Genomic DNA, 23,487 nt, shown 5'->3' on the forward strand with positions numbered 1-23,487 from the left:
TCCCGCGCCGCGACGCGCTCGGAGATGCGGTGTAGCCTGCCGCAGCAGCACCGCGGGGCGCAGACGAGCCTGCCAGGGCGGCGGGCGCCCTCTTCCTCGTGGGGTAGCCCACGCGAGCATCGCCGCGGGCCGCCGCTCCGCAACCGTCGGGATCGCGGATACCCGCGCGCCGGTTTCTGATTGACGCCGGCCATGTTAACGCTCACAATCAGGACTCCGGGGATCCTTTAGCTTTGCCCTGGATGGGCCGTCCTGTGCACCGGGCCCTTCGTCCTCATCCGCTTCAACCTCGACGGTCGGGCTCTGAGGAGCTCGCTGGCCCTGTCGGGCATCCCTCTGGAGACTAGCATGACCACTCACCTCGCTCTGCCCCACCAACCCCTGACTCACCACCGCTCCACCCTTCGTCTCTCTGCCCTCGGCTGTGTGCTCGCGGCGCTCGCCGGTTGCGGCAGCGATCCGGACGACGGGCAGGAGCCCGCTGATGGGACGAGCAGCTCGGCGAGCACGACGACGAGCGCCAGCTCCACGGCGGGATCGGGTGGAGGGGGCACCGGCGGGTCGCCTGCCGCCGGGAGCGGGGGAGGCGTCACGAGCGCGAGCAGCAGCACGTCGGCCGCGGGGAGCGGCGGCTCCGCAGGGGAAGGGGGCAGCGGCGGCGAAGGAGGCAGCCCGCCGGTGACCTGCGACCTGCCCACCACGTTCAAGTGGAAGTCGAGCCAACCGGTGATCAGCCCCAAGCCGCCTGGTGGCCGCACCTGGGCCTCGGTCAAGGACCCGACCATCGTGTTCTTCAACAACAAGTACCACGTCTTTGCCACCGTGTTCGAGACCGCTCCGAGCAACAACTGGCAGTCGATCTACACGAGCTTCACGGACTTCCCTCAGGCGAACGCCGCTGAGCAGCACTTCATGGGGAGCTGGCCCACCGGCAGCACGGTCGCGCCCCAGGTCTTCTATTTCCGGCCGCACAACAAGTGGTACCTCATCTACCAGTGGAACGGCAGGTACTCGACCAACGACGACATCAACAACATGAACGGCTGGAGCCGCCCGCAGCCGCTGCTCAAGGGCGAGCCGGGCGCCATGGGGAACGTCCTCGGCGCGCTGGACTTCTGGAACATCTGCGACGACGCCAACTGCCATCTCTTCTTCTCGCGGGACGACGGGAAGCTCTACCGCTCCAAGGTCAGCATCGACAAGTTCCCGAACTTCGAGGGCTATGAGGTCGTCATGACGGCTCCCAGCTCGGGGCTCTTGTTCGAGGCCAGCAACGTCTACAAGATCGACGGGTCGAACAAGTACCTGCTCCTGGTGGAGGCGTTCGACAACAGCCCTCGCTTCTTCAGGTCCTGGACCTCCGAGAGCCTCGATGGGCCCTGGGCGCCCCTGGCCGACACAAAGGCGAAGCCCTTCGCCGGCCCCGCGAACGTGACGTTCGAGGGCGGGGACTGGAGCGACGACATCAGCCACGGCGAGCTGGTCCGCTCCGGGCACGACGAGCGCATGACCCTCAACCCGTGCGACCTGCGGTTCCTCTACCAGGGGAGGGATCCGAGCGTCGGGGGGGAGTACGGCCGCTTGCCCTACAGGCTCGGGCTGCTCACGCTCGAGAAGTAGCTCCGGTCCCCTCGAGGCGGGCTCCCCGCTGGAGCCCCCCATCGAGCCCGTGGCGACGCAACGTCGCCGCGGGCTCGCGCGCTTCTTTACGGCATGCCTGTGAAGAAGTCGTACATCGCCTTGATGGCGAAGCACGGCACGCCGTGGCTCGTATTGCTGTACGCGGGGTCGTCGTGCGAGCACCAGATCGTCGGCGCCGAACAGCCGCTGTAGGAGACGCAGCCGGGGTTCACCGCCTTGCCGCTGCTCTGGCAGCCCATGACCTCGGAGTAGGGCGTCGAGCTCGTCTGGCACATGTTGGCGGCGCGGAACCTGGCGACCGTGCTCGCCCCGTCCCCCCCGCGAACGGTGTCGTTCTTGCCCTGGATGTACATCACGGGCATGGACACCTGCAGCGCGCCGTAGTCGGAGGCCGCGACGGGCGCGACCGCCTTGAAATTCATGTGCTCGGCGTCGGACCTGTGCGCCAAGATCTGCACGATCATCTGGGCACCGGAGCTGTGGCCGGTGGCGAACACACGGTCCATGTCGATGCAGTAGTTGTCCATCAGGTCGTCGTAGATTCGAAGGACCTTGGCGATGTCGTTGTTGTAGTTCCAGCACCCCCCCGCGTCCGACGACCTGCCCACGGCGCGCACGTACTCGGTCTCGAAGGCGGACCCCCGCGTGAGGTTGATGAACTGGTCGATCGGGTTGCCGCAGGCGTGGAAGCCCATCAAGAGCGGGAGAGGGGTGCTGCCGTCGTAGCTGTCCGGGAACGTGTAGATGTGATCGTTGTCGACCTTCACGGTTCCGTTCGCGGGTCTCCCCGCCTTGCCGCAGCCTGGGCTCGGGTTGCCCGCGGCCGGTTCGGCGCCGCCGGCCCCCATCCCGCCGCCCCCCGCCGACGATTCGCCCCCGGTCGACCCGCTGCTGGCGGCGCCGCCGCCAGCGCTCGCGGAGCTTGTCGAGGTGGCTCCCCCGCTGGTCGTAGAAGCGCCGGCCCCGCCTGCGCCGCCCGTGGCCTGACCGGCTCCGTCACCTCCCGTACCGGGAGAGCCCGTCTCGGACGAGCAAGCGAGAAACATCAAAGCGACAGCGGGAAAGGACGAACGAGCAGCTAGTCTCAGCATGGTCTGGACCCCATCGTGATCGCGCGAATCGCCTTTCGGCACTCGCCCCATGGCGACCCCGCGATGAGCTCAGGCGATTGGCATCACTCACCTGCATCGCGCCCAACGCTGCGGCCCTGCGTCCGCGGTCGTCCAAGCGCATGCCGATGTAATCTTTCAGCAAGAAAGGCAGACAGCGCGACACGGCGCCCGGTGCGCATGATGCGCTTATCCAGGGCAAAACAAAAGAGTAGCCGGAGCTAAATGTTAGCGCTCACATGTCCGGCGTCAATCAAAATGGACCGGCGCGCGGCCGTCCTCGCTTGCGACGGGGCCGCTGCGGCGAACAGCCGCGGCGCTCGCGCGAGCTGTCCTGCGCGCCCGGCGCGTGCGAGCTCGTGGTTCCGGGAGACCTGGGCGGTGCTCTCGCGCTGGACCAGCTCGGCCTCGACCGCGGCGCAGCCGTCGGTGCGCTTCGACCGCGGCGCAGCCGTCGGTGCGCTGATCGGCTTTACGCTCGTCGGGCGGGCCGACGCGGCGGCGCGACGGGGCGGCGTGATGCGTGATGGGGATGAGAGGTGGTTCTGGCGCCGCCGTCGCGCGAGGATCGCCGGCGGGCGCGAGCCGCGTTCGGTGCGCCCGTTGGAAGGCGGTTCAGTTGGGAACGAACGCGCAGCAGCCGAGGATGCAGACGGAGCCGTCGCCGCAGCCGTCGCTGCACGGATCCGAGCACACCGGGCCTTCCGACCCGGACCCGCCTTCGCCGTCGCCGGGGTCGCCGCTGCTGCCGCCTTCGCCCCACTCGCCGCCGTCGCTGCCGCCTTCGCCGCCGGCGCTGCCGCCCTCGCCCCACTCGCCGCCGTGGCTGCCGCCCTCGCCGCCGGCGCTGCCGCCTTCGCCCCACTCGCCGCTGCCCGTGCTGCCGGACCCGCTGCCCGTGCTGCCGGACCCGCTGCTGGGGCCGTCGTCGCAGTGGCCGGGGCCGATGCCGCCCTCGTTGAAGGACGCGAGCGTGCCCGAGAGCGACACGGCCTCGTCGGCCGCGCTGCCGCGCTTCACGCCGTACGGGAGCCGGCCGTCGGCGTCCTTGTTGGCGGCCATCCACGCGTCGGCTTTCGCGAGCGCCCCGTCGAGGGCGGCGTCGCTCGCGCCGGTCGCCACGTTGAGCAGCGCCGCGATGAGCTGGTGGCCCAGGATCAGGCTGGCGTCGCCGCGCGGGGGCGTCCGGAAGAGCTCGAGCAGCTCCTCATGGGAGTACGTCACGCCGCCGATGGTGAGCGACCACACCGGCCAGTTCGGCTCGTGGTTCTTCCAGTAGCCCTGGGTGAGCGTGCAGCCGCCGTCCTCCCACGTCGTCGGGCTCACGTCCACGTTGCCGTTCCCCTCGCCGAGCCGCTCCGCACCGCTGTTCGCGCACGCGGCGAGGGCGGAGCCCACCAGCGACAGACACCCCACAACCACCATCCTGCAAAGCGTCATGACTCCTCCTGAAATTGCTCATCCGCAGCGCTCGCCCCCGGAGAGGAGCGAGCGACCGATATCGCGCGTGCAGAGCGGCCGGCGTCGCGCCGATCGAGAGGCACCGTGGCCCCGTGATGACGGGGACACGGCCTCGATCGGCCTGAGCTGGTACCTCGTGCCAGGTTCGTCCCTGGTCCGCGATGGGGAGAAACAGAACCACAGACTCACAGAGGGCACCGAGGTAGAGAGTCGATCATCTCGCTCTCTTCTTCTCTTCCCTCTGTGCTCTCTGTGCCTCTGTGGCTCCCTCTCTCGTGAGACCAGGGACGCCCCTGGGCGGCGCAGTACGAGCGATGGATCATGGCGAGCCGCGCTCTCCGGTCCTTCAGTGCCGGCCCGAGCGCGGCGCGGCTCATGTTTTTTCGGTCGCCGGCAGATACCGAGGTCGTTCCCTATGGGTCGGAATTGTTCTTCACCACTGCATGAACGGACAGCTCACTTCAGTCCGTGACGATCCATCTTGTTGAGCAGCCCCTGGCGCGACAGCCCGAGCCGCGCCGCCGCCTGGCTCTTGTTCCCCTGGGTCGCCCGCAGCGCGGCGGCGATCTCCCGCCGCTCCAGCGCCGCGATCTTCTCTTCCAGCGTCGCCCCCTCGGCCGGCTCGTCGCCCGCCGACGCCGCGGGCGCGCCGCCTCGCCGCGCCGGGGAGAGGTCCTCCTCGAGGATCTCTCCCCGGCCCCCGGCCATCACGAGCGCGCGCTGCATCTCGTGCCGGAGCTCGCGCAGGTTGCCGGGCCAGTCGCAGGCCTCGAGCCGCCGCATCGCGCCGGGCGAAATCGTGGTCGCCGGCGAGCGCGGCACGAGCGCCCGCGACATGTTCAGGAAGTGCTGCGCGAGCAGCGGCAGATCGCCCACGCGGTCGGCCAGGCGCGGCAAGGCGATCTCGATCCCGCGCACGCGCCAGTAGAGGTCGTCGCGGAACGTCTTGTTCGCGACCATCGACTCCAGCGACCGGTGCGTGGCCGACACGATGCGCACGTCCACCGTCAGCGGGCGCGCCGCGCCGACGGGCAGGATCTCGCCCGTCTCGAGCGCCCGCAGCAGCTTCACCTGCAGCGCCGGATCCATGTCGCCGATCTCGTCGAGGAAGAGCGTCCCTCCGTCGACCTCGACGAACAGGCCAGGAGCGTCCTTGATCGCGCTCGTGAACGCGCCTTTCTTGTGGCCGAACAGCGTCGACTCCAGGAGCGTCGGCGCGAGCGCGCCGCAGTTGACCGCGATGAACGGCTTGTCCTTCCGCCGGCTCCTCGCGTGCAGGTAACGGGCGAACACCTCCTTGCCCGTCCCCGACTCGCCCGTGATGAGCACCGGCACGTCGGTCGGCGCCGCGCGCTCGCAGAGCGTCTTCGCCTCGAGGAACGCCGGCGACTGCCCGAGCAGCGCCGAGGCGTCGCCCTCGCGGGCCGTGAGCGAGCGCTCGAGCTCCGTCACCCGGTCCTCCAGCGCGAGGCGCGCCGCCGCGCGCGCGACCACGGCGAGCAGCACGTCCGGATCGACGGGCTTGGCCAGGAAGTCGTACGCGCCGCGCTCGACGAGGCGCAAGGCGAGCGGCGTCTCGCCCGCGCCGGAGACCACGATCACCTTGGCCGCGGGCCGCTCGGCGAGGATCTTGTCGGCGAGCGCGGCGCCCTCCTCGGGGCGGCCCGACGGCGGCAGCATCAGGTCGAGCACGACGAGGCGCGCGCTCGTGCGGCGGAGCTCCGCGAGCGCCTTCGGGGCGGCCCCGGCCTCCGCGACCGTATACCCCTCCAGCGCGAGCAGCTCGCGGTAGGCGTCGCGGAACCCCGGATCGTCGTCGATGAGCAGGACAGTCTCGGTCACGGGTGACCGTACCGCGGCGCCCGGGCGCCGATCCAGGCCTGTCGGGGGGCGCGGCGCGGCGCTCTCCCCCGCTCCACCGAGCAGCGCCGCCCGCGACGGCGCGCGGCCGGAGGGAGCCGCGCCCGGCGCGCGAGGCTGGACGACTCCGGCCGATCTCTGGAGACTACGGCATGACCGAGAACATCAGGACGCGGTTCGAGGACGGCTCCTACCCGGCCGACCTCGGGGTGAAGATCGAGGCCGCCGACGACGCGCAATCGCGCCTGGCTCTGCCCTTCGACGAGCGGAATACCATGTTCGGGCTGGTCCACGGCGGCGCGCTCGCGTCGCTCGTGCCGATCGCCGCGCACGCCATCGCGCGCGAGCCCGCCCGCGCGGTCGCGCCGCCGCTCCGCACCGTCTCGATGCACGTGGGCTACGTGCGCGCGGCGCGCAAGGCGGTGACGGTCGAGACGCGCGCCGTGCGCCGCGTGCGCGAGCTGGGCTTCTTCGAGGCGCTCATCAGGGACGCGGACGGGAATGCGGTCGCGCACGCGTCGTCGACCGTGAGCGAGGCCGGGCCGGACGGCGCACCGGCGGGCTCCCCTCCCCTCTCCGATCTCCCCGCGGAAGGGCGGGACTTCGTCGCGCCCGCGGACGAGGCGACGAGCGGCGTCTCGGAAGCGATCCGCGCGGCGATGGCGGGCAGTCCGTTCCTGTCGCGAAGGCGGCTGCGCCTCCTGGGCATGCGCCGCGGGGCGCTCGAGATGGCGATGGACGCCGCCGCGGCGAACCTCGACGGCGAGGGCGCCATGCACGAAGGGGCCGTGCTGACGCTCATCGACGCCGCGGGCGCCACCTGCCCATGGACGGCCGTCCCGCCGTCGCCGGGGGCATCGGGCGCGACCATCGCCCTGAGCGCGCAGTTCCTCGGGGCGTTGCCCGGAGACGGGCTCGTCGCGCGCGCCGTCGTGCGCGCGCGCGACGCGCGGATCTGCTGGACCGACGTCACCGTCGCCGGCGGCGCCTCCCGGATCGTGCACGCCTTCGGGACGGTCGTGTACCGCTTCAGCGAGAAGAACGGATCATGAGCGGCCGGCGCGCGCTACCCGGCAGGGCGCGCGCACCGGACCGGCATCGATTTCACGCCGCTCACCCAGTTCGAGCGGAGCCGCACGACCGGCCCGGCGACCTCGAGATCGGGGAGCCTGCGCAGGAGCTCCTCGAAGGCGACTCGCGCCTCCAGGCGCGCGAGCGCGAGGCCCAAGCACACGTGGGGGCCGATGCCGAAGGAGAGGTGCTCGTTGGGCGTCCGGCCGACATCGAACGTGTGCGGATCCCGGAAGACGTCCTCGTCGCGGTTGGCCGAGACGTACCACAGGACCACCTTGTCCCCGGCCGCGATCCGCTGCCCGCGAATCTCGGTGTCCCGCACCGCCGAGCGCCGGAAATAATAGACCGGCGGCGAGAAGCGCAGCATCTCCTCGATGGCGGTCGGGAGGAGCGATGGGTCGTCGAGCAGGCGCCGGCGCTGGTCGGGGTGCTCGATCAGGGCGAGCATCCCGTTGGAGATGAGGTTCTTCGTGGTGTCGTGTCCGGCCGTCAGCAGCAGATTGAAGAAGCCGCCGAACTCCGTGTAGGAGAGCTTCTCGCCGTCCACCTCGGCGGCCATGAGCAGGCTCAGCATGTCGTCCTTGGGCGACCTCCGCCGCTCCTCCGCGAGCCCATGGGCGTAGGCGTTCATGTTGCGGAGCACGGTGTTCAGCTCCTCGGGCGAGATGCGGTAATCGGGGTCGCTGGCCCCGAAGAACCGCATCGTCCAGTCGAGCATCTGCTCCTGGTCCTCGCGGGGGACGCCGAGCATCTCGAGGATCACGGTCAGGGGCAGCCTGCCCGCGATGTCGCTGGCGAAGTCGCACCCGCCGCGCGCGCAGGCCTCGTCGATGAGCCGCGTCACGTGCTCCCGCACGTGCGCCTCGAGGCGCTGGATGACACGGGGCGTGAACCCCTTGCTGACCAGCGCCCGGAAGCGGCCGTGCCTGGGCGGGTCCATCATGATCATGACATCGGGGTTGTCGCGCATGTCCCCGGGCGCGAAATCCTCGATGAAGAGGCCGCGCCCCGAGCAGAACGCGGCCGGGTCGCGCGAGATACGGGCGACGTCGTCGTGCCGCGTGATCGCCCAGAACCCCCGGCCCGCCGGCTCGGGGTGCCAGTAGATGGGCGCCTCCCGGCGGAGGATCTCGAAGCGATCGTGCGGCGCGCCCGCGAGGTAAAGGTCCGGATCGAGGATGTCGACGGTCTCAGGGGTCATATGAGCAGAGCCTCCTCGGAGGCTTTGCAGAATATCAGAGGGCCTGCGGCCGTGTCCGTGCGCTGCCTGCGCGGGCTGTCGTGGCGCAGGATGTGTGTTCCGCGGCCACCACCTTGCCTTCGCGCTGGTGGATCACCTCCGCGAGAGCTACGCGCGCGCCATGCCGCAGGCGTGACGCCGTGGGAGGGCGGATCGGAATTGACATCTGAGATGTTAGCGCTCACAATCGTCTCATTCTTCGGCTTTGCCCTGCGTGGGGGTTGTCTCATGCGCACCGCTCTCTTCGTCACCGGGATCGATCCCGGCATCGGCTCCGTTCGTTCGATCGCCGCGGGCGCGTGCGATGGCGCGCTTGCGGGGGCGGCGGTCGCGCCCTACCCGCGCCGGGCGCAAGGTCGTTCCGCGACCCGCACGCCCACCGGCTCCGCCGGCATCCGCTCGACGGAACGCGGGGCCTCGGCCTGCGCGCCGCCCAGCCCGATCGCGCCTCGGAGCGATCGAGGGTTGTCGCCCCATGCCGGTCGGTCTGTCGGCCATCACCCTCTCGCGAAGGTGATTACGATGAAACCCGAGATTTTCACGCTCTTACGACCCGCCGTACCATAGCTTCGCTCGGCCGCTGACGGGCGCTGACGACCCCGGGGAGCCATCGCTGCGCGATGCCCAGGGCGGCGCGCACCGGCCGAGACGGTGACGCGGCAGAGGGAGCGCAGGCCCGCATGACGGGGCCGCTGTGCAGCGCTCGACCGTCCGCGCCGCTTCGATCGGCTCGAGTCGCTTCACGCCAGGAGGAGCCTTGTGCGGCCCTCCTGGCGCGCAGCCTTTCCTTGATCTCACTCCAGCTCTTCGAGCGCGCTCTCCTGCCGAGCGCGGCCGGCGCGGCCCGCGGATCACGGGCGATCTACGGTGCTCTTCGCGCGCCATGCGCGCCTGGCGATCGCGGTCGATGCCTCGATCCATGTCGGGGTCAAACCACCATCGTAACTTCGCATCTGTGCATATCGCACCTTCATGAGGCTCATGCCCGCTCGCGATGCACAATCGACTTGACGAACATGCCAGTCGAGAGCAAGAAATACCCCCGACGCGCTGCCTGACGCGCATCGAACGAACTTATCCGCTCCGCGCGCATCTCGCGCGAGGTTCATCCGCAGCGGCAATGGCCAGCGCAGCGGCAATGGCCAGCGCGGCGGCCCCTCGGGGGCCTTCAGCGCGCGGCGAGCGACCCCGACCCACGCGAGGGCAGCGTCGAGCAGTGGGAAGATTCTAGTTTCACTTACTTAACAGGAAGAGGAGAACAAGATGAGATTTGGAACGATGCAGGCCTTGCTTGCGGCGGCGACGGGTATCCTCGCCGTGTCGTGCGTCATCGACCCCGAGGAGGCGTACGACGCCGAGACCGAGGAGGGGGGGTCGCTCGACGGCGCCATCACGATCGATACGGGCGCGGTCTACACGATCGTCGGCGTGCAGAGCGGAAAGTGCGTCGAGGTGGCAGGAGGCAGCACCGCTGACGGAGCGGGCTTGCAGATCGCCAGCTGCAACGGCTCGACGCGGCAACAGTTCCGCGTGGAGTCGGCAGACGGCGGCTACTACCGCATCCGCAACGTGGCCAGCAACCGTTGCCTGGACGTCGCCAACGCCTCCACCAGCGACGGCGCCCGCGTCCAGCAATACTCCTGCTGGAACGGACAAAACCAGCAGTGGTCGTTCACGGACGTCACCGGCGGCGTGCGTCTCACGGCGCGCCACAGCGGCAAGTCCCTGGACGTTGGCGGCAGCGCGGACGGCGCAGCCCTCCAGCAGTGGGGCTGGGCGAACGGCGACAACCAGAAGTTCTCGCTCCGGACCGGCGGCGGGGGTGCCTCGAGCAGCAGCTCCAGCAGCTCCAGCAGCTCGGGCGCGGGCGGCTCCGGCGGCTCCGGCGGCGCGGGCGGCGCGGGCGGCGGTGGCGGCGGTGGCGGCGGCGCCACCGGGGCGAAGTTCGTGGGCAACATCACGACCAACGGTGCCGTGCGCGACGGCTTCGCGAGGTACTGGAACCAGATCACGCCCGAGAACGAGGGCAAGTGGGGCTCCGTCGAGCGGAGCCGCGGCGTGCGAGACTGGAGCGCGCTCGACAGGATCTACAACTACGCGAAGACGAACAACATCGCGTTCAAGCAGCACACCTTCGTATGGGGTGCCCAGCAACCCAGCTGGATCGGGGGGCTCTCCGGCTCGGAGCAGCAGGCGGCCGTACGCGACTGGATGAGGGCGTTCTGCGCGCGTTACCCCGACACGAAGTACATCGACGTCGTCAACGAGCCGCCGCCCCACACCACGCCGTCCTACAAGAACGGCATCGGCGGCGACGGCGCCAGCGGCTACGACTGGATCGTCAACTCCTTCAAGTGGGCCCGCGAGTTCTGCCCGAACGCGGTCCTGATCCTCAACGACTACAACAACATCGAGTACGAGGGCGATCACCAGAACTTCATGCGGATCGCGCGGGCGGTGATCAACGCGGGCGCCCCGGTCGACGCGCTCGGCGCGCAGGCCCACGACGCCTACAAGCTCAACACGAACACCGTGAAGGGGTACATCGACAAGCTCGCCTCGCTCGGCAAGCCCGTGTACATCACCGAGTACGACATCGGCATCGCGGACGACAACCGGCAGAGGCAGGTGATGGAGGAGCAGTTCAAGATGTTCTGGAACCACCCCGCCGTCCCCGGCATCACCCTCTGGGGTTACATCGTCGGCGCCACCTGGAGGGACAACACCGGCCTCCAGCATTCGAACGGCACCATGCGGCCGGCCATGAGCTGGCTCATGGGCTTCCTCGGCCGCTGACGGTCCGTAGGGAGCGACCGCTGCACCGGCAGCGCGTCGAGACATCGAGCTGACGACGCGACAGAGGGCGCAGAGCGCATCGACGACCGATGCCTCTGCGCTCTCTTCGCTCGCCGTCGCAGCGTCGAGCCGTCGACAGATTCACGCAGCGCAACCTTGGAAGGACGAGGAGAACGACATGAGGTTCGTATCCAGACACGCCTTGCTCGCCGCCGCGACCGGCGCCATCGCCGTGTCGTGTGTCGTCGGCCCGGAGGAGATCGAGGGCGAGAGCGAGGAGGCCGGCTCGCTCGAGGGCGCCGCCGCCGTCGCCAACCCGACCTGGTATGTGGACGCGCCGATCCTGTACAAAGCCAAAGCGGAGCCTTACGACCACTACGCCGTCAAAGATCCGACCATCGTGTATTCAGGCGGCAAATATCACATGTTCTACACCGGCGCCAACGCCAGCGGCGGATGGCAGATGCTGTATTCGTCCGCGACGACGATGGAGGGCTTCCGGACCGCCCCGCACATCTACTTGAGCAGGATCGGCGAGAGCTACTTCTGCGCACCGCAGGTGTTCTACTTCGAGCCGCACAACCTGTGGTACCTGGTCTACCAGGACGGGAAACACGGCGCGGCCTATGCCACGACCTCGAACATCGCCGACCCCAATTCGTGGTCCGGCCCGAAATCGCTGGGCGCCTCCGGCAACATGGGCTGGGATTACTACGTGATCTGCGACGATGCCAGCTGCTACCTGTACAACACCCCTGACGACGGCTCGCGCAGGCTCTACGTGCGCAAGACGGCGCGGGGGAGCTTCCCGGGCGGCTGGGGATCACCTTCGGTGGCCATCACCGATACGTTCGAAGGCGCGCACGTCTACAAGTCGCTCGCCGACGGCCAGTACTACCTCATCGTCGAAGACCTCAAGGACAACCGGTATTACGAGCTGTGGACGTCGGCGAGCGCCGGCGGGCCGTGGCGGCAGATCTCCGAGAAATGGGCCTGGCGCGGCAATCTCGTGTATAACGCAGATCGGTGGACCACGAGCGTCTCCCACGGCGAGCTCATCCGCGCTGGCGTCAACCAGAAGCTCGAGATCAACGACATCAACCGCGTCGACTTCCTCATCCAGGGGAACCTCAACCTGTCGGGCCCCCCGTACCAGCAGCTCCCCTGGGATCTCGGCGTCATCCGCAACTACGCGGCCGGCTCGACCACGACGCCGGTCGGCACCATCCGCCAGCTGCAATCCTACAACTTCCAGAGCCGGTACCTGCGCCACCAGGCCTTCCGCGCCCGGATCGATGAGGCGGTGTCGCCGATCCAGGACGCGCAGTTCCGCGTGGTGCCTGGGCTCGCTAACGCGAGCGCCGTCTCGTTCGAGTCGGTGAACTTCCCCGGCCGCTTCCTCCGGCATCGCGGCGGCGAGATCTGGCTGGACACGAACGACGGGTCGTCCGGCTTCCGGGGCGACGCCACCTGGCATCGCCGCCCCGGCCTGGCGAACAGCGGCTGGTCGTCCTTCGAGTCCTACAGCGCTCCCGGGCAGTACATGCGGCACTCCGGCTTTCTGATGATCGTCGGCGCGGTGTCCGGCAGCGCCCAGCAGGCCGACGCCACGTTCCGCGAGCAATGAGGGGCCGGCGGCCCGCGCGCCGTGGGGGGAGCATTGTCCCTTCGCGGCCCGAAGCGCGCGCCGCCCCCCCCCGTGCCGCTCCTGCCAGCGCGCCCCGACAGCCAGACCGAGCCCCGTGCCGGGTGAATTCGGGGTCAGCCAGGGCCCGAATCGCGCGCCCACCCCCACACATAAAGGCGTTCGCCGCACAACAACCATACACGTTCACACTCCATCGCACCCCGACACTCAGGGATAGTCACAGAGACTCCACGATCGCGTGATCCGAGCCGCTTTACATACCGATATTCCTTATTTAGAACAGGTGCCCACGCCCGGAGCTCCAGCCAGGGCGTTCGTGCCGCGCGCTCCAGCGGGCATGGAGCCGCGCCACGCGAGAAAGGTGCCTCCTTATCCATGCAAAGAACATCGATCCTGTGCGCACTGGCCAGCCTCGCGATCGGGGCTTGCACCCTCGACACCGGGACCTCGGGGGCCGGGGATGACGGTCCGCTCGGCGAGGCGGCGCAGTCGCTCGTCACCGATTGCGATTACTTGAATCCGACGCTCTGGCCGCCGCTCCCGCTGCCTGTCGACTTCGACCGCGAGCTGCTCATCCGCGATGTCGCCGTCGTCGACGACGTCTGCCGCACCACCTGGTCTGGCTCCTGTCCCTCCGGCGGCACCCCGGCCGCGTGGACCTTCGGCATGCTCATGCGCCAGATGGCCGGCGCGACGCCCGTCCACGAGTTCGTGGCCGAGTGGCTGCACGCGTGGGAGGTGCCGAACGTCGTCAACGGCTTCGCCATGCCGGCGCGGCCGGGCATCCGGCCCACGCTCATCGACCCGTGGCTCATCGCCAGCGGCTGCGCCCCGGGGGCGCCCATCGTCGGCCCGGGCGCCTGTCCGCTCGACATCACGCAGGCGCCCTTCCGCCTCCTCGCGATCCTCAACCGCGCCGATCTGCAGGACCCCTCGCCGCTCTACGGCGGCCCTCCGAGCGCCGGCGAGGTGCGCTTCGTCTTCGGCATCTTCGATCTGCCGAGCGGCGGCCCGCTCCCGGCCACGGTCATCCTCGAGTACGGCCTCCCGTCGCAGCGCGGCGGGGCTCCGGCCACGACGTTCGACTGGGCCAACGCCTTTCACAAGCTGAGCGACCCGTCCCTCGGGCCGATCGGCTCGCCCGCGTACCTCGCCCACCTCGAGTCGCTGCTCACCGACATCACCTCGCCGGGGGCAGAGCCCGGCGCGCTCAACTTCGGCAGCGCCATCGCCCAGGTGCGCACCAACGAGATCATCTTCGGGCCCGACTGGAAGCTCCGCGAGAGCACGCTCCAGCAGGTCGGCCTCGGGCCGAACGCCGCGCTGCTCCGGCCGGACACGACCAAGCAGACGCCGGACGACAGCCTGAACGCGTCGGGCGCGCTCGACGGCTACCTCGACGCCAACGCGCTCTGGACCGGCTCGCCCAACCTGATCGACTTCACCCAGACGCCGGTCCCGGCCTCGCTGCTCGGCGGCGAATCGACCTCGCCCCCGCCCGCGCCGGGGCCGTTCTGGGATCACACGCCGACGACGCCGCTCCAGGCCATCGAGCGCCACCATTTCGCGCTCGCCACGTGCAACGGCTGCCACAGCCCGACCGAGCTGGCGACGCCGTTCACGCACATCGACCCGCGCCCGCCGGGCGCGCAGTCCGGCCTCTCGCCGTTCCTCTCCTCACCGCCCATCCCCGCCGGCGGGCCCGTCGGCCTGCCCGCCCCGGGCACCGAGCTCACCGTGCCGGATCCCGCGGGCACGGGCGCCATGTTCTCGTACCACGAGCCGTGGCGCCGGGTCTGCGAGACGACGCGGATCCTCAACGGTGTGACCGTGCCGTTCACGCGGGCCAACGGCGCGCACTGACCTGGTCGCTGACCGCGTAACCGGTCACCGACCAGGCCTCACCCCGCCGCCTCCGCCGCCCTCTCGGGCCACCGCGCCTCGAAGCGCGCCCCGCCGCCCGGGGCGCGCTCGTAGCGCAGCGCGCCCCCGTGCCGCTCCAGCCAGCGCGCCGCCACGGCCAGGCCGAGCCCCGTGCCCGGGTGCTTCGCGTCGCGCCCCCGCCCCGTCACGAACGGCTGGAACAGCATCCCCTCGATCTCGGCCGGCACCCCCGGGCCGTTGTCCTCCACGCGCACGATCACCGAGCCGCCCTCGCGCGCGACCACCGCCCGGATCCGCCCCTCGGCGACCCCGTCGAGCGCGATGGCCGCGTTCTGCAGCAGCGCCGTCGCGACGTCGAGGAAGGCGCCGCGGTCGGCCTCCACGAAGATCGGCCCGCCCGCCTCAGGCGCGATCTCGATGGGCGGCGCGCCCTCGCCGACGATCTGCCGAACGTGGCTCGCCGCGAGCCGCAGCGTGGAGAGCGCGTCGACCTCGCTCACCTCGAGCGGCCGCGGGCGGCTGTAGCGGAGCAGGTCGTCGAGGAACCGCCTCGCCCGGTCGACCTGGCCGCGCAGCGAGGCCACGGTCTCGGGCCTCGCGCCCTGCCGCTCGAGCAGCTTCGTCTGCGCGGCGATGACCCCGAGCGGATTGCGGATCTCGTGCGCCACCGCGCTCGCGAGGCGCCCGAGCTCGGCGAGCCGCTCGGCCTGGTCGGCGCGCACCTCGACGCGCTCGATCTCCTCGGCGAGGTCGCGGACGCCGATCGGCCGCTCGAACAGCCGGCGCCCGAGGTGCTCCACGACGAGCAGGCGCAGCGGATCGGACGGGAGCGCGACGAGGAAGATCACGAAGACGAGCCAGGGGAGCGACGCGCCGCCGCCGGGCGCGAGCGCGGGCAGGACCTTGAAGAAGACCATGAGCCCGAGCGACGAGACGAGCGCCGTGAGGCCGGCGTAGGCGAGCCCCTGCGCGAAGACGCGGCGGGAGCGCCCCAGCTCGCCGATGAGCGCGGCGTAGGCCACGAGCAGGATGGCGAGGAGCAGGACCGGCGCGCCGAGGAGCACGTCCCCGAGCCCATGCACGCGGAGCACCACGAGGAAGCCGCCCCCGAGCGTCGCGAGCACGCTGCCGAAGAAGAGCGCGGCGATGCGCCGCCGCTGGAGCCCCCGGGCCGCGAGCGCGGCGCGCCCGACCTGGGCCTCGAGCGCGACCGCGGCGGCGCCCATGACGGCGGCGAGCGGGAGGAACAGCGGGCCCGGCGAGCGGGCGGCGGGGCCGTAGAGCAGACGCGGGGAGACGGCCCCGAGCAGCGCCACCGCGGCGCTGACGGCGTAGGTCACGACGACGGGGCGGCGCGAGGCGCCGGCGACGTCGGCGTAGGCGTGGGCGAGGCCGGCGGCGACGATGATCCCGCTCGGGAGGACGCGCTCGGCGAGGGCGACCGTGCCGTCGGTCTCGAGCAGGATGAGCCCCGTGACCCAGAAGGCGAGGAAGAAGCAGAGGGCGACGAGGCCGCGGCCCACGTTGCGACCGAGGCGCAGCGCGGTGACGCCGACGGTCACGGCCACGGCCCAGAGCGGGTAATACGCGAGAGCGACCAGCGGTCTCATGGGGCCTCGGCGGCGTGGAGGCCGGCACGATAACGCTGGAGACAGCGGGGAAGCGAGGGACTCGCCTCAGTGCACCCGCATCCCCGGCTTCGCCCCCGAGTCGGGCGCCAGGAGGTGCACCGTCTCGTCGCCCGCCGCGAGCACCATTCCCTCGCTGAGGCCGAACTTCATCTTCCGCGGCGCCAGGTTGGCGCACACGATGACGAGCCTCCCGAGGAGGTCCTCGGGCTTGTAATACGCCTTGATCCCGGCGAACACCGTGCGCCGCGCCTCGCCGCCGAGCGAGACGGTCAGCTTGAGCAGCTTCTTCGCCTCGGGCACGTGCTCCGCCGCGACGATGCGCGCCACGCGCAGGTCGACCTTGGTGAAGTCGTCGATCGTGCACTCCGGCGCGAGCGGCTCCTTGGCGAGCGCCGCGCCGTCGTCCTCGGCGGCCGCGCCCCCGCCCGCCGCCGGCGCTCCCGCCACCGCCGCTCCCGCCGCCGCCGGGGCCTCCGCCGCCGCCTCGGCCGGGCGGCCCTCCGCGATCATCTTCTCCACCGCACCCGGATCGACCCGCTTCATGAGGTGCTCATACGCGGCCACCGGCGTCCCCACAAGCGGCGTCTTCGCGAGCTCCCACCGGTCCATGGGGCACCCGAGCAGCCGCGCCACGTCGTCGGCGAGCTTCGGCAGCACGGGCGCCAGGTAGATCACGATCTGCCGGAACAGGTTGAGCGCCACGGTGCACACGGCCTGCACCTCGGCCTTCTTCTCCGGCTGCTTCGCGAGCGCCCACGGCTGCATCCGGTCGACATACTCGTTCGCCCGATCCGCCAGCGACACGACGATCCTCGTCGCCCGCGCGTAATCGAACGCCGCGTACGCCGCCCCGATCGCGTCCGCCTCCGCCGCGGCCGCCGCGAACAGCCCCCCGTCGTCCGGGTAGGCCGCCGACAGGCCCGTCTGGGCCACGAAGCGCGACGACCGGCTCGCCAGGTTCACCACCTTGTTCACGAGCTCGGCGTTCACCTTGTTCACGAGCTCTTCCAGGTTCAGATCGATGTCGTCGACCTTCGAGCTCAGCTTGCTCGCGTAGTAATAGCGGAGGTACGCCGGGTCGAGGTGCTTCAGGTACGTCGAGGCCAGCACGAACGTGCCTTTGCTCTTCGACATCTTCTCCCCGTTCACCGTGAGGAACCCGTGCACCTGCACGCGGGAAGGCAGCGAGAAGCGCGCGGCCCGCAGCATCGCCGGCCAGAAGAGCGTGTGGAAATAGACGATATCCTTCCCGATGACGTGGACGATCTCCGTCTCCTCGGATCGCCACCAGTCGTCGAACGCCTCGCCTTCCCGGTCGCACCACTCCTTGCTCGCGGCCATGTACCCGATCGGCGCGTCGAACCAGACGTACCAGTAGTTCCCGGGCGCGTCGGGGATCTCGAACCCGAAGTACGGCGCCGGGCGCGACACGTCCCAGTCGCGGAGGGGCTCCGACAGGAAGTGGCCCGCCAGGTAGTTCGCGATCTCCTTCGGCATCCGCCCCTCGCCCTGCGTCCACGTCGAGAGGAACGGCCGCTCCGGCTCGATGGCCACCATGAGGTGCTGCGCGCTCCGCACCTCGGGCCGCGCGCCCGTGAGCGCGCTCCTCGGCTCGACCAGATCCGTGGCGGCGTAGGTCGAGCCGCACCGGTCGCAGCTGTCGCCGTACTGGTCCTCGGCCCCGCACTTCGGGCAAGTGCCCTTGACGAACCGATCCGCCAGGAACATGCCCTCCTTCGGGTCGAAGAGCTGCGTGACGTCCTTCGTGGTCACCATGCCGCGCTCGCGCAACGACGCCCAGATCTGCTCGCACAGCGCCCGGTTCGCGGGCGAGTTCGTGCTGCCGTAATGGTCGAACCGGATCTGGAACGCCGCGAAATCGCGCTGGTGCGCCGCGCTCATGTCGGCGATGACGTCGGCCTCGCTCCGCCCCTCCTGCCGCGCGCGGATCATGATGGCCGTGCCGTGGGTGTCGTCGGCGCACAGGTAAACGCACCGCCGCCCGGCCATGCGCCAGTAGCGCGCGAAGATGTCCGTCTGCGTGTACTCGACGAGGTGGCCGATATGGATGTGCCCGTTGGCGTACGGGAGCGCGCTGGTGAGCAGGAGCCTCTTCATGCTGCGCCGGACTTTGCACGAGATCCCGGCCGGAGGCGAGCGCCGATGCGCCCCGGCGCGCGGGCCGCTGCCCGCCGCCCCGCGCGGAGCCCGCTGGCCTTGGACATAGCGGGCAGCCGCCCTAGGTACCGGGTGGACCGATCACACGGGGGGGTGAATCATGTCGTCGAAGATCCGGCAACAACGTGGCAAGGGCGGACAGACGCGAGCTTTCGAGGCCCAGCCTCTGCTCCGGCAGCGGAGCACCGAGATCCAGCCTTTCGGGACCGTCGTGGATTATCAGCTGGTGCTGAGCTCAAAGGCTCGCGCGCTGAGCGTCGGCGCGTTGAATCAGATCCTGACAGACACGCTCGTCCTCCGCGATCTCTACAAGAAGCACCACTGGCAGGTGTCCGGACCGACCTTCTACCAGCTCCACCTCCTGTTCGATAAGCACTTCAAGGAGCAGAGCGCGCTCATCGACATGCTCGGAGAGCGGGTGCAGACGCTGGGCGGCATCGCCGTCGCCATGGCGCACGACGTCGTGGAGATGACGAGGATCGAGCGACCGGCCCGCGGCCGCGAGCAGGTGCCGGTGCAGATCTCGCGCTTGCTCGACGCCCACGAGGTGGTCATCGCGGACACGCGCGAGGCGTTGAAGGTGACGGCGCAGAGCGACGACGCCGGCACCGCCGACCTGCTCATGGGCGACGTCCTGCGCACGAACGAGATGCACGTGTGGTTCCTCTCCGAGCACCTCGTCGACACGCCCCTCGTCCGCGCCACCTGAGCCCCGGCCCGCCTCCCCTCCCCCTCCGGGCCCGCCCCGAAAATCGACCGGGCGCGCGTAACCTTTCCGGACCCCCGATCGTGGTACCGCCAGGAAAGGGAAACCGTGATGGAACGCACAAAGGATGTGGTGGTGGTCGGCGGCGGGCTCGCGGGCCTCGCCGCGGCGGCGTACCTGGGGCGGGCGGGCCGGTCGGTCGCCGTGATCGAGAAGGCGCACGCGCCGGGCGGCCGCGCCGTCACGCAGGAGGGCCACGGCTTCTCGCTGAACCTCGGCGCCCACGCGCTCTACCGCGGCGGGCCGGCGCAGGAGGTGCTCCGCGAGCTCGGGGTCCGGTACACGGGCGCGCCGCCGCCCGGGTCGGGCGCGCTCGCGCTCGACCGCGGCGCCCTCCACACCCTGCCGTCCGGCGCCCTGTCGCTCCTCACGACGGGCCTCTTCGGCCTCGCCGCCAAGCTCGAGGTGGGCCGCGTCCTCGGCGGCCTCGCCGCGATGCGCCCCGCCCCGCTCGACGCGGTCCCGGTCTCGACCTGGCTCCGCGACGCCTTCCGGACGCCCGAGGTGCGCCGCTTCGTCGGCATGCTCGTCCGGCTGACGACCTACTGCGCCGACGCCGATCGCCAGAGCGCCGGCGCCGCGCTCGCCCAGGTGCAGCTCGCCCTGAGCCAGGGCGTGCTCTACCTCGACGGCGGCTGGCAGACGCTCGTCGACGGCCTGCGCGCCGCCGCGGCGGCGGCCGGCGTCGAGATCCTCACGGGCGTGCGGGCGACGCGCGTCGCCGCCGAGGGCGGCGCCGTCGCCTTCGTGGAGCTCGCGAACGGCGACCGCCTCCGCGCCGGCGCCGCGCTCGTCGCCGCGAGCCCGCGCGCCGCCGCCGCGCTCGCGCCCGACGTGCCGGCGCTCGCCGCGTACGCCGAGCGCGCCGTCCCGGTCCGCGCCGCGTGCCTCGACGTCGCGCTGTCCCGGCTGCCCCGCCCGCGCTGCCGCGTCGTGCTCGGCGTCGACCGCCCCCTCTACCTGTCGCTCCACTCCGAGGTCGCGCGCCTCGCCCCCGCGGGCGGCGCCCTGTTCCACGCCGTCCAGTACGGCCCCGAGCTCGCCGGCCGCGACGCCGAGCGCGAGCTCGAGGACCTCCTCGAGCGCGCGCAGCCGGGCTACCGCGACGCGCTCGTCGAGCGCCGCTTCCTGCCCTCGCTCGTCGTCTCCAACGCCGTGGTCGCCGCGGAGGGGGGCGGCTACGCGGGGCGCCCCGGCGTCCGCGTCCCCGGTGTCGACGGGCTCTACCTCGCGGGCGACTGGGTCGGACCGGCGGGCATGCTCGCCGACGCGAGCCTCGGCAGCGCGCGGGACGCCGCCGCGGCCGTCCTCGCGCGCGCGCGATGGACGCTCGACCGCGCGGCGTGACGGGGTTACCCGGGCGATCCATGAGCAGCTCCACGGCCTCCTCCGCTCCCCGCGCGGCGCTCGCCCCGCCGCCGAGCTTCGTCGCCGCGAGCTACCGCGAGCACGAGCGCTTCCTCTGGGCGCTCTGCTACCGGCTCACCGGCAGCGCCGCCGACGCGGACGACATCGTGCAGGAGACGTTCGTCCGCGCGCTGGAGCGCCCGCCCGCGAGGACGGAAGAGCCCGTCCGGCCGTGGCTCGCGCGCGTCGCGCTCAACCTCGGTCGGGACGCCCTGCGGCGCCGCGAGCGCCGCGCCTACGACGGCCCGTGGCTCCCCTCGCCCATCGAGGCGGAGCCCGAGCCGCCGTCGTTCGAGATCCCGGGCAAGGACGGCACCGAGGGCCGCTACGATCTGCTCGAGAGCGCGTCCTTCGCCTTCCTGATCGCGCTCGAGGCGCTCACCGCGCGGCAGCGCGCCGTGCTCCTGCTCCGCGACGTCTTCGACTACTCGGTGCAGGAGACCGCCGACGCGCTCGGCCTGTCGGAGGCGAGCGTGAAGACGACGCACCACCGCGCCCGCCGCGCCCTCGAGCCGTACGAGCGCGAGCGCTGCCGCCCCTCGCCCGAGCTCGTCGAGCGGTCGGGCGCGGCGCTCGCGCGCTTCCTGGAGACCCTGGCCACGCAGGACGTCGCCGCCATCGAGGCCCTCCTCAGCGAGGGCGTCCGCGTCGTCAGCGACGCGGACGGCGAGTACAGGGCCGCGCGCCGGATCGTCGTCGGCCCGAGCCGGGTCGCGCGGCTCTTCGTCGGCCTGCTGAGGCACGAGGGCGACGGAGACCTCCGCTACGACGTCCGCCTGCTCAACGGCCTCCCCGGCCTCGTCGTCGAGCGCGGGGCCCCCGCCGACAGGCTGGCGCCCCGGTACGTCATCCGCTGCGACGTCGACGCGCGCGGCCGCATCACGGCCATCCACATCGTGCTCGCCTCGCAGAAGCTGACGGCCGTCAGGGCCATCGCGCCGTGAGCGCCGCGGCGAGATCGAGGGCGCGCGGCGAGGAGACAGCCCCTGCCGGCCGAGCACTGGAGTGAGTCATGTTGCGAGGCGTGCTTCGGCCGGCGAAGTGAATTCTGTCGCACCAACATAGCGCCGGCGCACGCTCATGTCCACGGCGGATCAGGCCGCTCGCTCAGGCGGTCTTGCCCCCGCCCTGCGCCCGTTCCTTGTGCGCCTCTTCGATGAAGTGGCGAACCTCTTTATCGATGGCGGCGATCGCCACTCCCTTGAAGGGGCGCAGGAGGAACGGCACGTCGAGATCGACGTCCACGGCGCCGGGGCGCAGCTCCATGCTGCCTTTCAGCTTGACCCCCTTCACCGAGAAGCCGAGCTCGGCGCGCTTCTCGTCGCGCCACACGAGGAACGGCTCGTACTCCGCGTACCGCTCTCGGTACTGCGCGATCGCTCGTTCGGTGGCCACCTTCGCCTCGCTGTCGTTCAGGTCGTGCTCAATCGTGTGCTTCATGATGGGACCTCGCAGTTCGTTGGGGGGCACATCGCGAGAATCGGCCCGGGGGCCGTCCGCCGGGGGCGTCCGCTCGCGGGCGCTGCGCCCGGCCGATTTCCATCGGTGAGATATCACGGATGCGCGGAGCTCGCGGCCCTCCGGCGCGCGATTGGCTCACTTCTGTGCTCTGTGGCATTTCGCCACGAGGCGGAATTGCAGGTCTTTGTGGGCTCGCGCGCGTGCGCGGCGGGCTTCGGCGCGCGCGGCGCGACGGACCGGCGGCGGGCACCGGCGATGCAAAGCGCCCTCTCATGCGTGCGCGAGGCGCTCGATCCGGCGGTCTACGAGGAGGGCTCCTCACCGCGCTCTGTCTGGCGCTCGGCGCCGGCGGGTGCGCCCTCCCCACGCGGATCACCTCGGTGGACGCGGAGGTGGCCCGGGTCCAGACGCCGGCGGCGATCGACGAGGGGCTCCGCAAGCTGGAGGAGGCGGAGACCCAGCGGCGCGTCGCGCGGATGATGGCGAGCCCGGAGATCAGGGCGGCGCAGCGGCAGCTCGTCGCCGGGCTGATCGACGGCACGCTCGCCTCGCTGAGCGAGGAGGACCGGGCCGCGCGCGTCGACGAGCTCACCGCGCAGTACGCGCGGGGGGTCGTGCGGAGCGCGATGCGCGGGGCGCTCGACGAGGACGGGCGGCGCGAGCTCCAGCGCGCGGCGGGCTCGCTGGTGGAGGCGAGCGTCCGGCAGCTCAAGGAGAGCCTCGACGAGGCCGATCTCGGCCCGTCCGTGGCGGCGGCGATGCGCGAGCAGCTCGGCCCCGCGCTCCGGGCGGTCATCGCCGAGGACCTCGGCCCCGGGGTGACGTCGCTGCTCGGCAGCGAGGAATTCCAGCGCGCGCTGGGCAAGACGGCGCGCGTCGTCGCCCGCGAGATGGTCGCCGGCGCGAACGACGCGCTCATCGAGGCGCAGCAGCGGGGCGAGCGGCGGGACGACTCGATGCTCTCGCGCATCGGCCACCTCGCCGACCAGGGCGCGCAGCTCGTCAGCACGATCACCTGGCTGCTCGGCGCGGCCGCGGTCGCGCTCGCGGTCTGGGTGACGATGCTGCTCGTGCAGCGCAAGCGCTACCGCGCCGACATCGAGCGGCGCGCGCGGGCGCGCCTGCTCCTCGAGGCGATCGAGGCGACCGAGGGCAAGCCCTGGTCGGACGAGCTGCTCGCGGCGCTCGAGGACCGCTTCCGGACCGACGAGGAGGCCGCCGAGCTCACGCTCCGCCGCGCCCGGCGCAGGGTGCTCGGGGCGCGCGCCCGCGCGAACGGCGCGAGCGGCGCCGACGGCGACCTGCCGAGGCCGCCGCCCCGCTGAGCCGTC

The 23,487-nt window shown here is 71.3% G+C and carries 16 protein-coding genes; 9 read left to right on the forward strand and 7 right to left on the reverse strand.

Features of this window, described 5'->3' with window-relative positions; translation table 11 throughout:
- The first annotated feature begins 348 nt into the window (after positions 1 to 348).
- Positions 349 to 1,620: a non-reducing end alpha-L-arabinofuranosidase family hydrolase gene (locus tag NQZ70_RS45530; RefSeq protein ID WP_237244652.1), complete on the forward strand. Its 1,272-nt coding sequence runs from the start codon at positions 349 to 351 to the stop codon at positions 1,618 to 1,620.
- 86 nt (positions 1,621 to 1,706) lie between these two features.
- Here NQZ70_RS45530 and NQZ70_RS45535 read toward each other — a convergent pair whose 3' ends face one another.
- From NQZ70_RS45535 to NQZ70_RS45545, 3 genes are all read right to left on the reverse strand, one after another.
- The gene (locus NQZ70_RS45535) at positions 1,707 to 2,408 is read right to left on the reverse strand and encodes a PHB depolymerase family esterase (protein WP_129579816.1); all 702 of its coding nucleotides are present in this window, start codon (positions 2,406 to 2,408) and stop codon (positions 1,707 to 1,709) included.
- A gap of 957 nt (positions 2,409 to 3,365) precedes the next feature.
- Entirely contained in the window at positions 3,366 to 4,190 is an 825-nt protein-coding gene (locus tag NQZ70_RS45540; RefSeq protein ID WP_237244653.1) for a hypothetical protein, read from the reverse strand.
- 477 nt (positions 4,191 to 4,667) lie between these two features.
- Entirely contained in the window at positions 4,668 to 6,053 is a 1,386-nt protein-coding gene (locus tag NQZ70_RS45545; protein WP_129579818.1) for a sigma-54 dependent transcriptional regulator, read from the reverse strand.
- 170 nt (positions 6,054 to 6,223) lie between these two features.
- On the opposite strand from NQZ70_RS45545, the gene NQZ70_RS45550 reads away from it, so the two are divergent.
- Positions 6,224 to 7,123 (forward strand): PaaI family thioesterase, encoded by a 900-nt coding sequence (locus NQZ70_RS45550; protein WP_129579819.1) that lies wholly within the window; start codon positions 6,224 to 6,226, stop codon positions 7,121 to 7,123.
- Between the two features lie 14 nt (positions 7,124 to 7,137).
- Here NQZ70_RS45550 and NQZ70_RS45555 read toward each other — a convergent pair whose 3' ends face one another.
- Positions 7,138 to 8,346, reverse strand: a complete 1,209-nt coding sequence (locus NQZ70_RS45555; protein ID WP_129579820.1) for a cytochrome P450 — start codon at positions 8,344 to 8,346, stop codon at positions 7,138 to 7,140.
- A 1,302-nt stretch (positions 8,347 to 9,648) separates the two neighbouring features.
- Here NQZ70_RS45555 and NQZ70_RS45560 point away from each other — a divergent pair.
- The 3 genes from NQZ70_RS45560 to NQZ70_RS45570 all read left to right on the forward strand — a co-directional run bounded on the left by NQZ70_RS45560 (position 9,649) and on the right by NQZ70_RS45570 (position 14,692).
- Positions 9,649 to 11,181, forward strand: a complete 1,533-nt coding sequence (locus NQZ70_RS45560; RefSeq protein ID WP_165374492.1) for an RICIN domain-containing protein — start codon at positions 9,649 to 9,651, stop codon at positions 11,179 to 11,181.
- A gap of 178 nt (positions 11,182 to 11,359) precedes the next feature.
- Positions 11,360 to 12,808, forward strand: a complete 1,449-nt coding sequence (locus NQZ70_RS45565; RefSeq protein WP_237244654.1) for a non-reducing end alpha-L-arabinofuranosidase family hydrolase — start codon at positions 11,360 to 11,362, stop codon at positions 12,806 to 12,808.
- Positions 12,809 to 13,204: 396 nt separating this feature from the next.
- On the forward strand, positions 13,205 to 14,692 hold the full coding sequence (locus NQZ70_RS45570) for a hypothetical protein (RefSeq protein WP_129579821.1): 1,488 nt from the start codon (positions 13,205 to 13,207) through the stop codon (positions 14,690 to 14,692).
- Positions 14,693 to 14,730: 38 nt separating this feature from the next.
- On the opposite strand, the gene NQZ70_RS45575 is transcribed toward NQZ70_RS45570, so the two are convergent.
- Both NQZ70_RS45575 and metG read right to left on the reverse strand, forming a co-directional pair.
- Positions 14,731 to 16,323: a sensor histidine kinase gene (locus NQZ70_RS45575; RefSeq protein WP_129579822.1), complete on the reverse strand. Its 1,593-nt coding sequence runs from the start codon at positions 16,321 to 16,323 to the stop codon at positions 14,731 to 14,733.
- 66 nt (positions 16,324 to 16,389) lie between these two features.
- Complete coding sequence (gene metG / locus NQZ70_RS45580; protein ID WP_129579823.1) at positions 16,390 to 18,462, reverse strand: methionine--tRNA ligase; 2,073 nt, start codon at positions 18,460 to 18,462, stop codon at positions 16,390 to 16,392.
- Positions 18,463 to 18,748: 286 nt separating this feature from the next.
- Here metG and NQZ70_RS45585 point away from each other — a divergent pair, with 286 nt between their 5' ends.
- From NQZ70_RS45585 to NQZ70_RS45595, 3 genes are all read left to right on the forward strand, one after another.
- On the forward strand, positions 18,749 to 19,231 hold the full coding sequence (locus NQZ70_RS45585) for a Dps family protein (RefSeq protein WP_272826937.1): 483 nt from the start codon (positions 18,749 to 18,751) through the stop codon (positions 19,229 to 19,231).
- A gap of 108 nt (positions 19,232 to 19,339) precedes the next feature.
- Entirely contained in the window at positions 19,340 to 20,635 is a 1,296-nt protein-coding gene (locus tag NQZ70_RS45590) for an NAD(P)/FAD-dependent oxidoreductase (protein WP_129579825.1), read from the forward strand.
- Positions 20,636 to 20,655: 20 nt separating this feature from the next.
- On the forward strand, positions 20,656 to 21,639 hold the full coding sequence (locus NQZ70_RS45595; RefSeq protein WP_129579826.1) for a sigma-70 family RNA polymerase sigma factor: 984 nt from the start codon (positions 20,656 to 20,658) through the stop codon (positions 21,637 to 21,639).
- 163 nt (positions 21,640 to 21,802) lie between these two features.
- Here NQZ70_RS45595 and NQZ70_RS45600 read toward each other — a convergent pair whose 3' ends face one another.
- The gene (locus NQZ70_RS45600) at positions 21,803 to 22,135 is read right to left on the reverse strand and encodes a polyhydroxyalkanoic acid system family protein (protein ID WP_129579827.1); all 333 of its coding nucleotides are present in this window, start codon (positions 22,133 to 22,135) and stop codon (positions 21,803 to 21,805) included.
- Between the two features lie 293 nt (positions 22,136 to 22,428).
- Between NQZ70_RS45600 and NQZ70_RS45605 the strand changes: the two genes are divergently transcribed.
- On the forward strand, positions 22,429 to 23,481 hold the full coding sequence (locus NQZ70_RS45605; protein ID WP_129579828.1) for a hypothetical protein: 1,053 nt from the start codon (positions 22,429 to 22,431) through the stop codon (positions 23,479 to 23,481).
- The last annotated feature ends 6 nt before the right edge of the window (positions 23,482 to 23,487 follow it).

It is taken from the genome of Sorangium sp. So ce836 (assembly GCF_028553905.1).
In the GTDB taxonomy this organism is placed as follows: domain Bacteria; phylum Myxococcota_A; class Polyangia; order Polyangiales; family Polyangiaceae; genus Sorangium; species Sorangium cellulosum_D.

Bases quoted from the DNA above. Each gene is read 5' to 3' on its own strand.
- NQZ70_RS45530 (WP_237244652.1), top strand. From the start codon at position 349: ATGACCACTCACCTCGCTCTGCCCCACCAACCCCTGACTCACCACCGC.
- NQZ70_RS45540 (WP_237244653.1), bottom strand. From the start codon at position 4,190: ATGACGCTTTGCAGGATGGTGGTTGTGGGGTGTCTGTCGCTGGTGGGC.
- NQZ70_RS45550 (WP_129579819.1), top strand. From the start codon at position 6,224: ATGACCGAGAACATCAGGACGCGGTTCGAGGACGGCTCCTACCCGGCC.
- NQZ70_RS45555 (WP_129579820.1), bottom strand. From the start codon at position 8,346: ATGACCCCTGAGACCGTCGACATCCTCGATCCGGACCTTTACCTCGCG.
- NQZ70_RS45560 (WP_165374492.1), top strand. From the start codon at position 9,649: ATGAGATTTGGAACGATGCAGGCCTTGCTTGCGGCGGCGACGGGTATC.
- NQZ70_RS45565 (WP_237244654.1), top strand. From the start codon at position 11,360: ATGAGGTTCGTATCCAGACACGCCTTGCTCGCCGCCGCGACCGGCGCC.
- NQZ70_RS45570 (WP_129579821.1), top strand. From the start codon at position 13,205: ATGCAAAGAACATCGATCCTGTGCGCACTGGCCAGCCTCGCGATCGGG.
- NQZ70_RS45575 (WP_129579822.1), bottom strand. From the start codon at position 16,323: ATGAGACCGCTGGTCGCTCTCGCGTATTACCCGCTCTGGGCCGTGGCC.
- metG (WP_129579823.1), bottom strand. From the start codon at position 18,462: ATGAAGAGGCTCCTGCTCACCAGCGCGCTCCCGTACGCCAACGGGCAC.
- NQZ70_RS45590 (WP_129579825.1), top strand. From the start codon at position 19,340: ATGGAACGCACAAAGGATGTGGTGGTGGTCGGCGGCGGGCTCGCGGGC.
- NQZ70_RS45595 (WP_129579826.1), top strand. From the start codon at position 20,656: ATGAGCAGCTCCACGGCCTCCTCCGCTCCCCGCGCGGCGCTCGCCCCG.
- NQZ70_RS45600 (WP_129579827.1), bottom strand. From the start codon at position 22,135: ATGAAGCACACGATTGAGCACGACCTGAACGACAGCGAGGCGAAGGTG.
- NQZ70_RS45605 (WP_129579828.1), top strand. From the start codon at position 22,429: ATGCGTGCGCGAGGCGCTCGATCCGGCGGTCTACGAGGAGGGCTCCTC.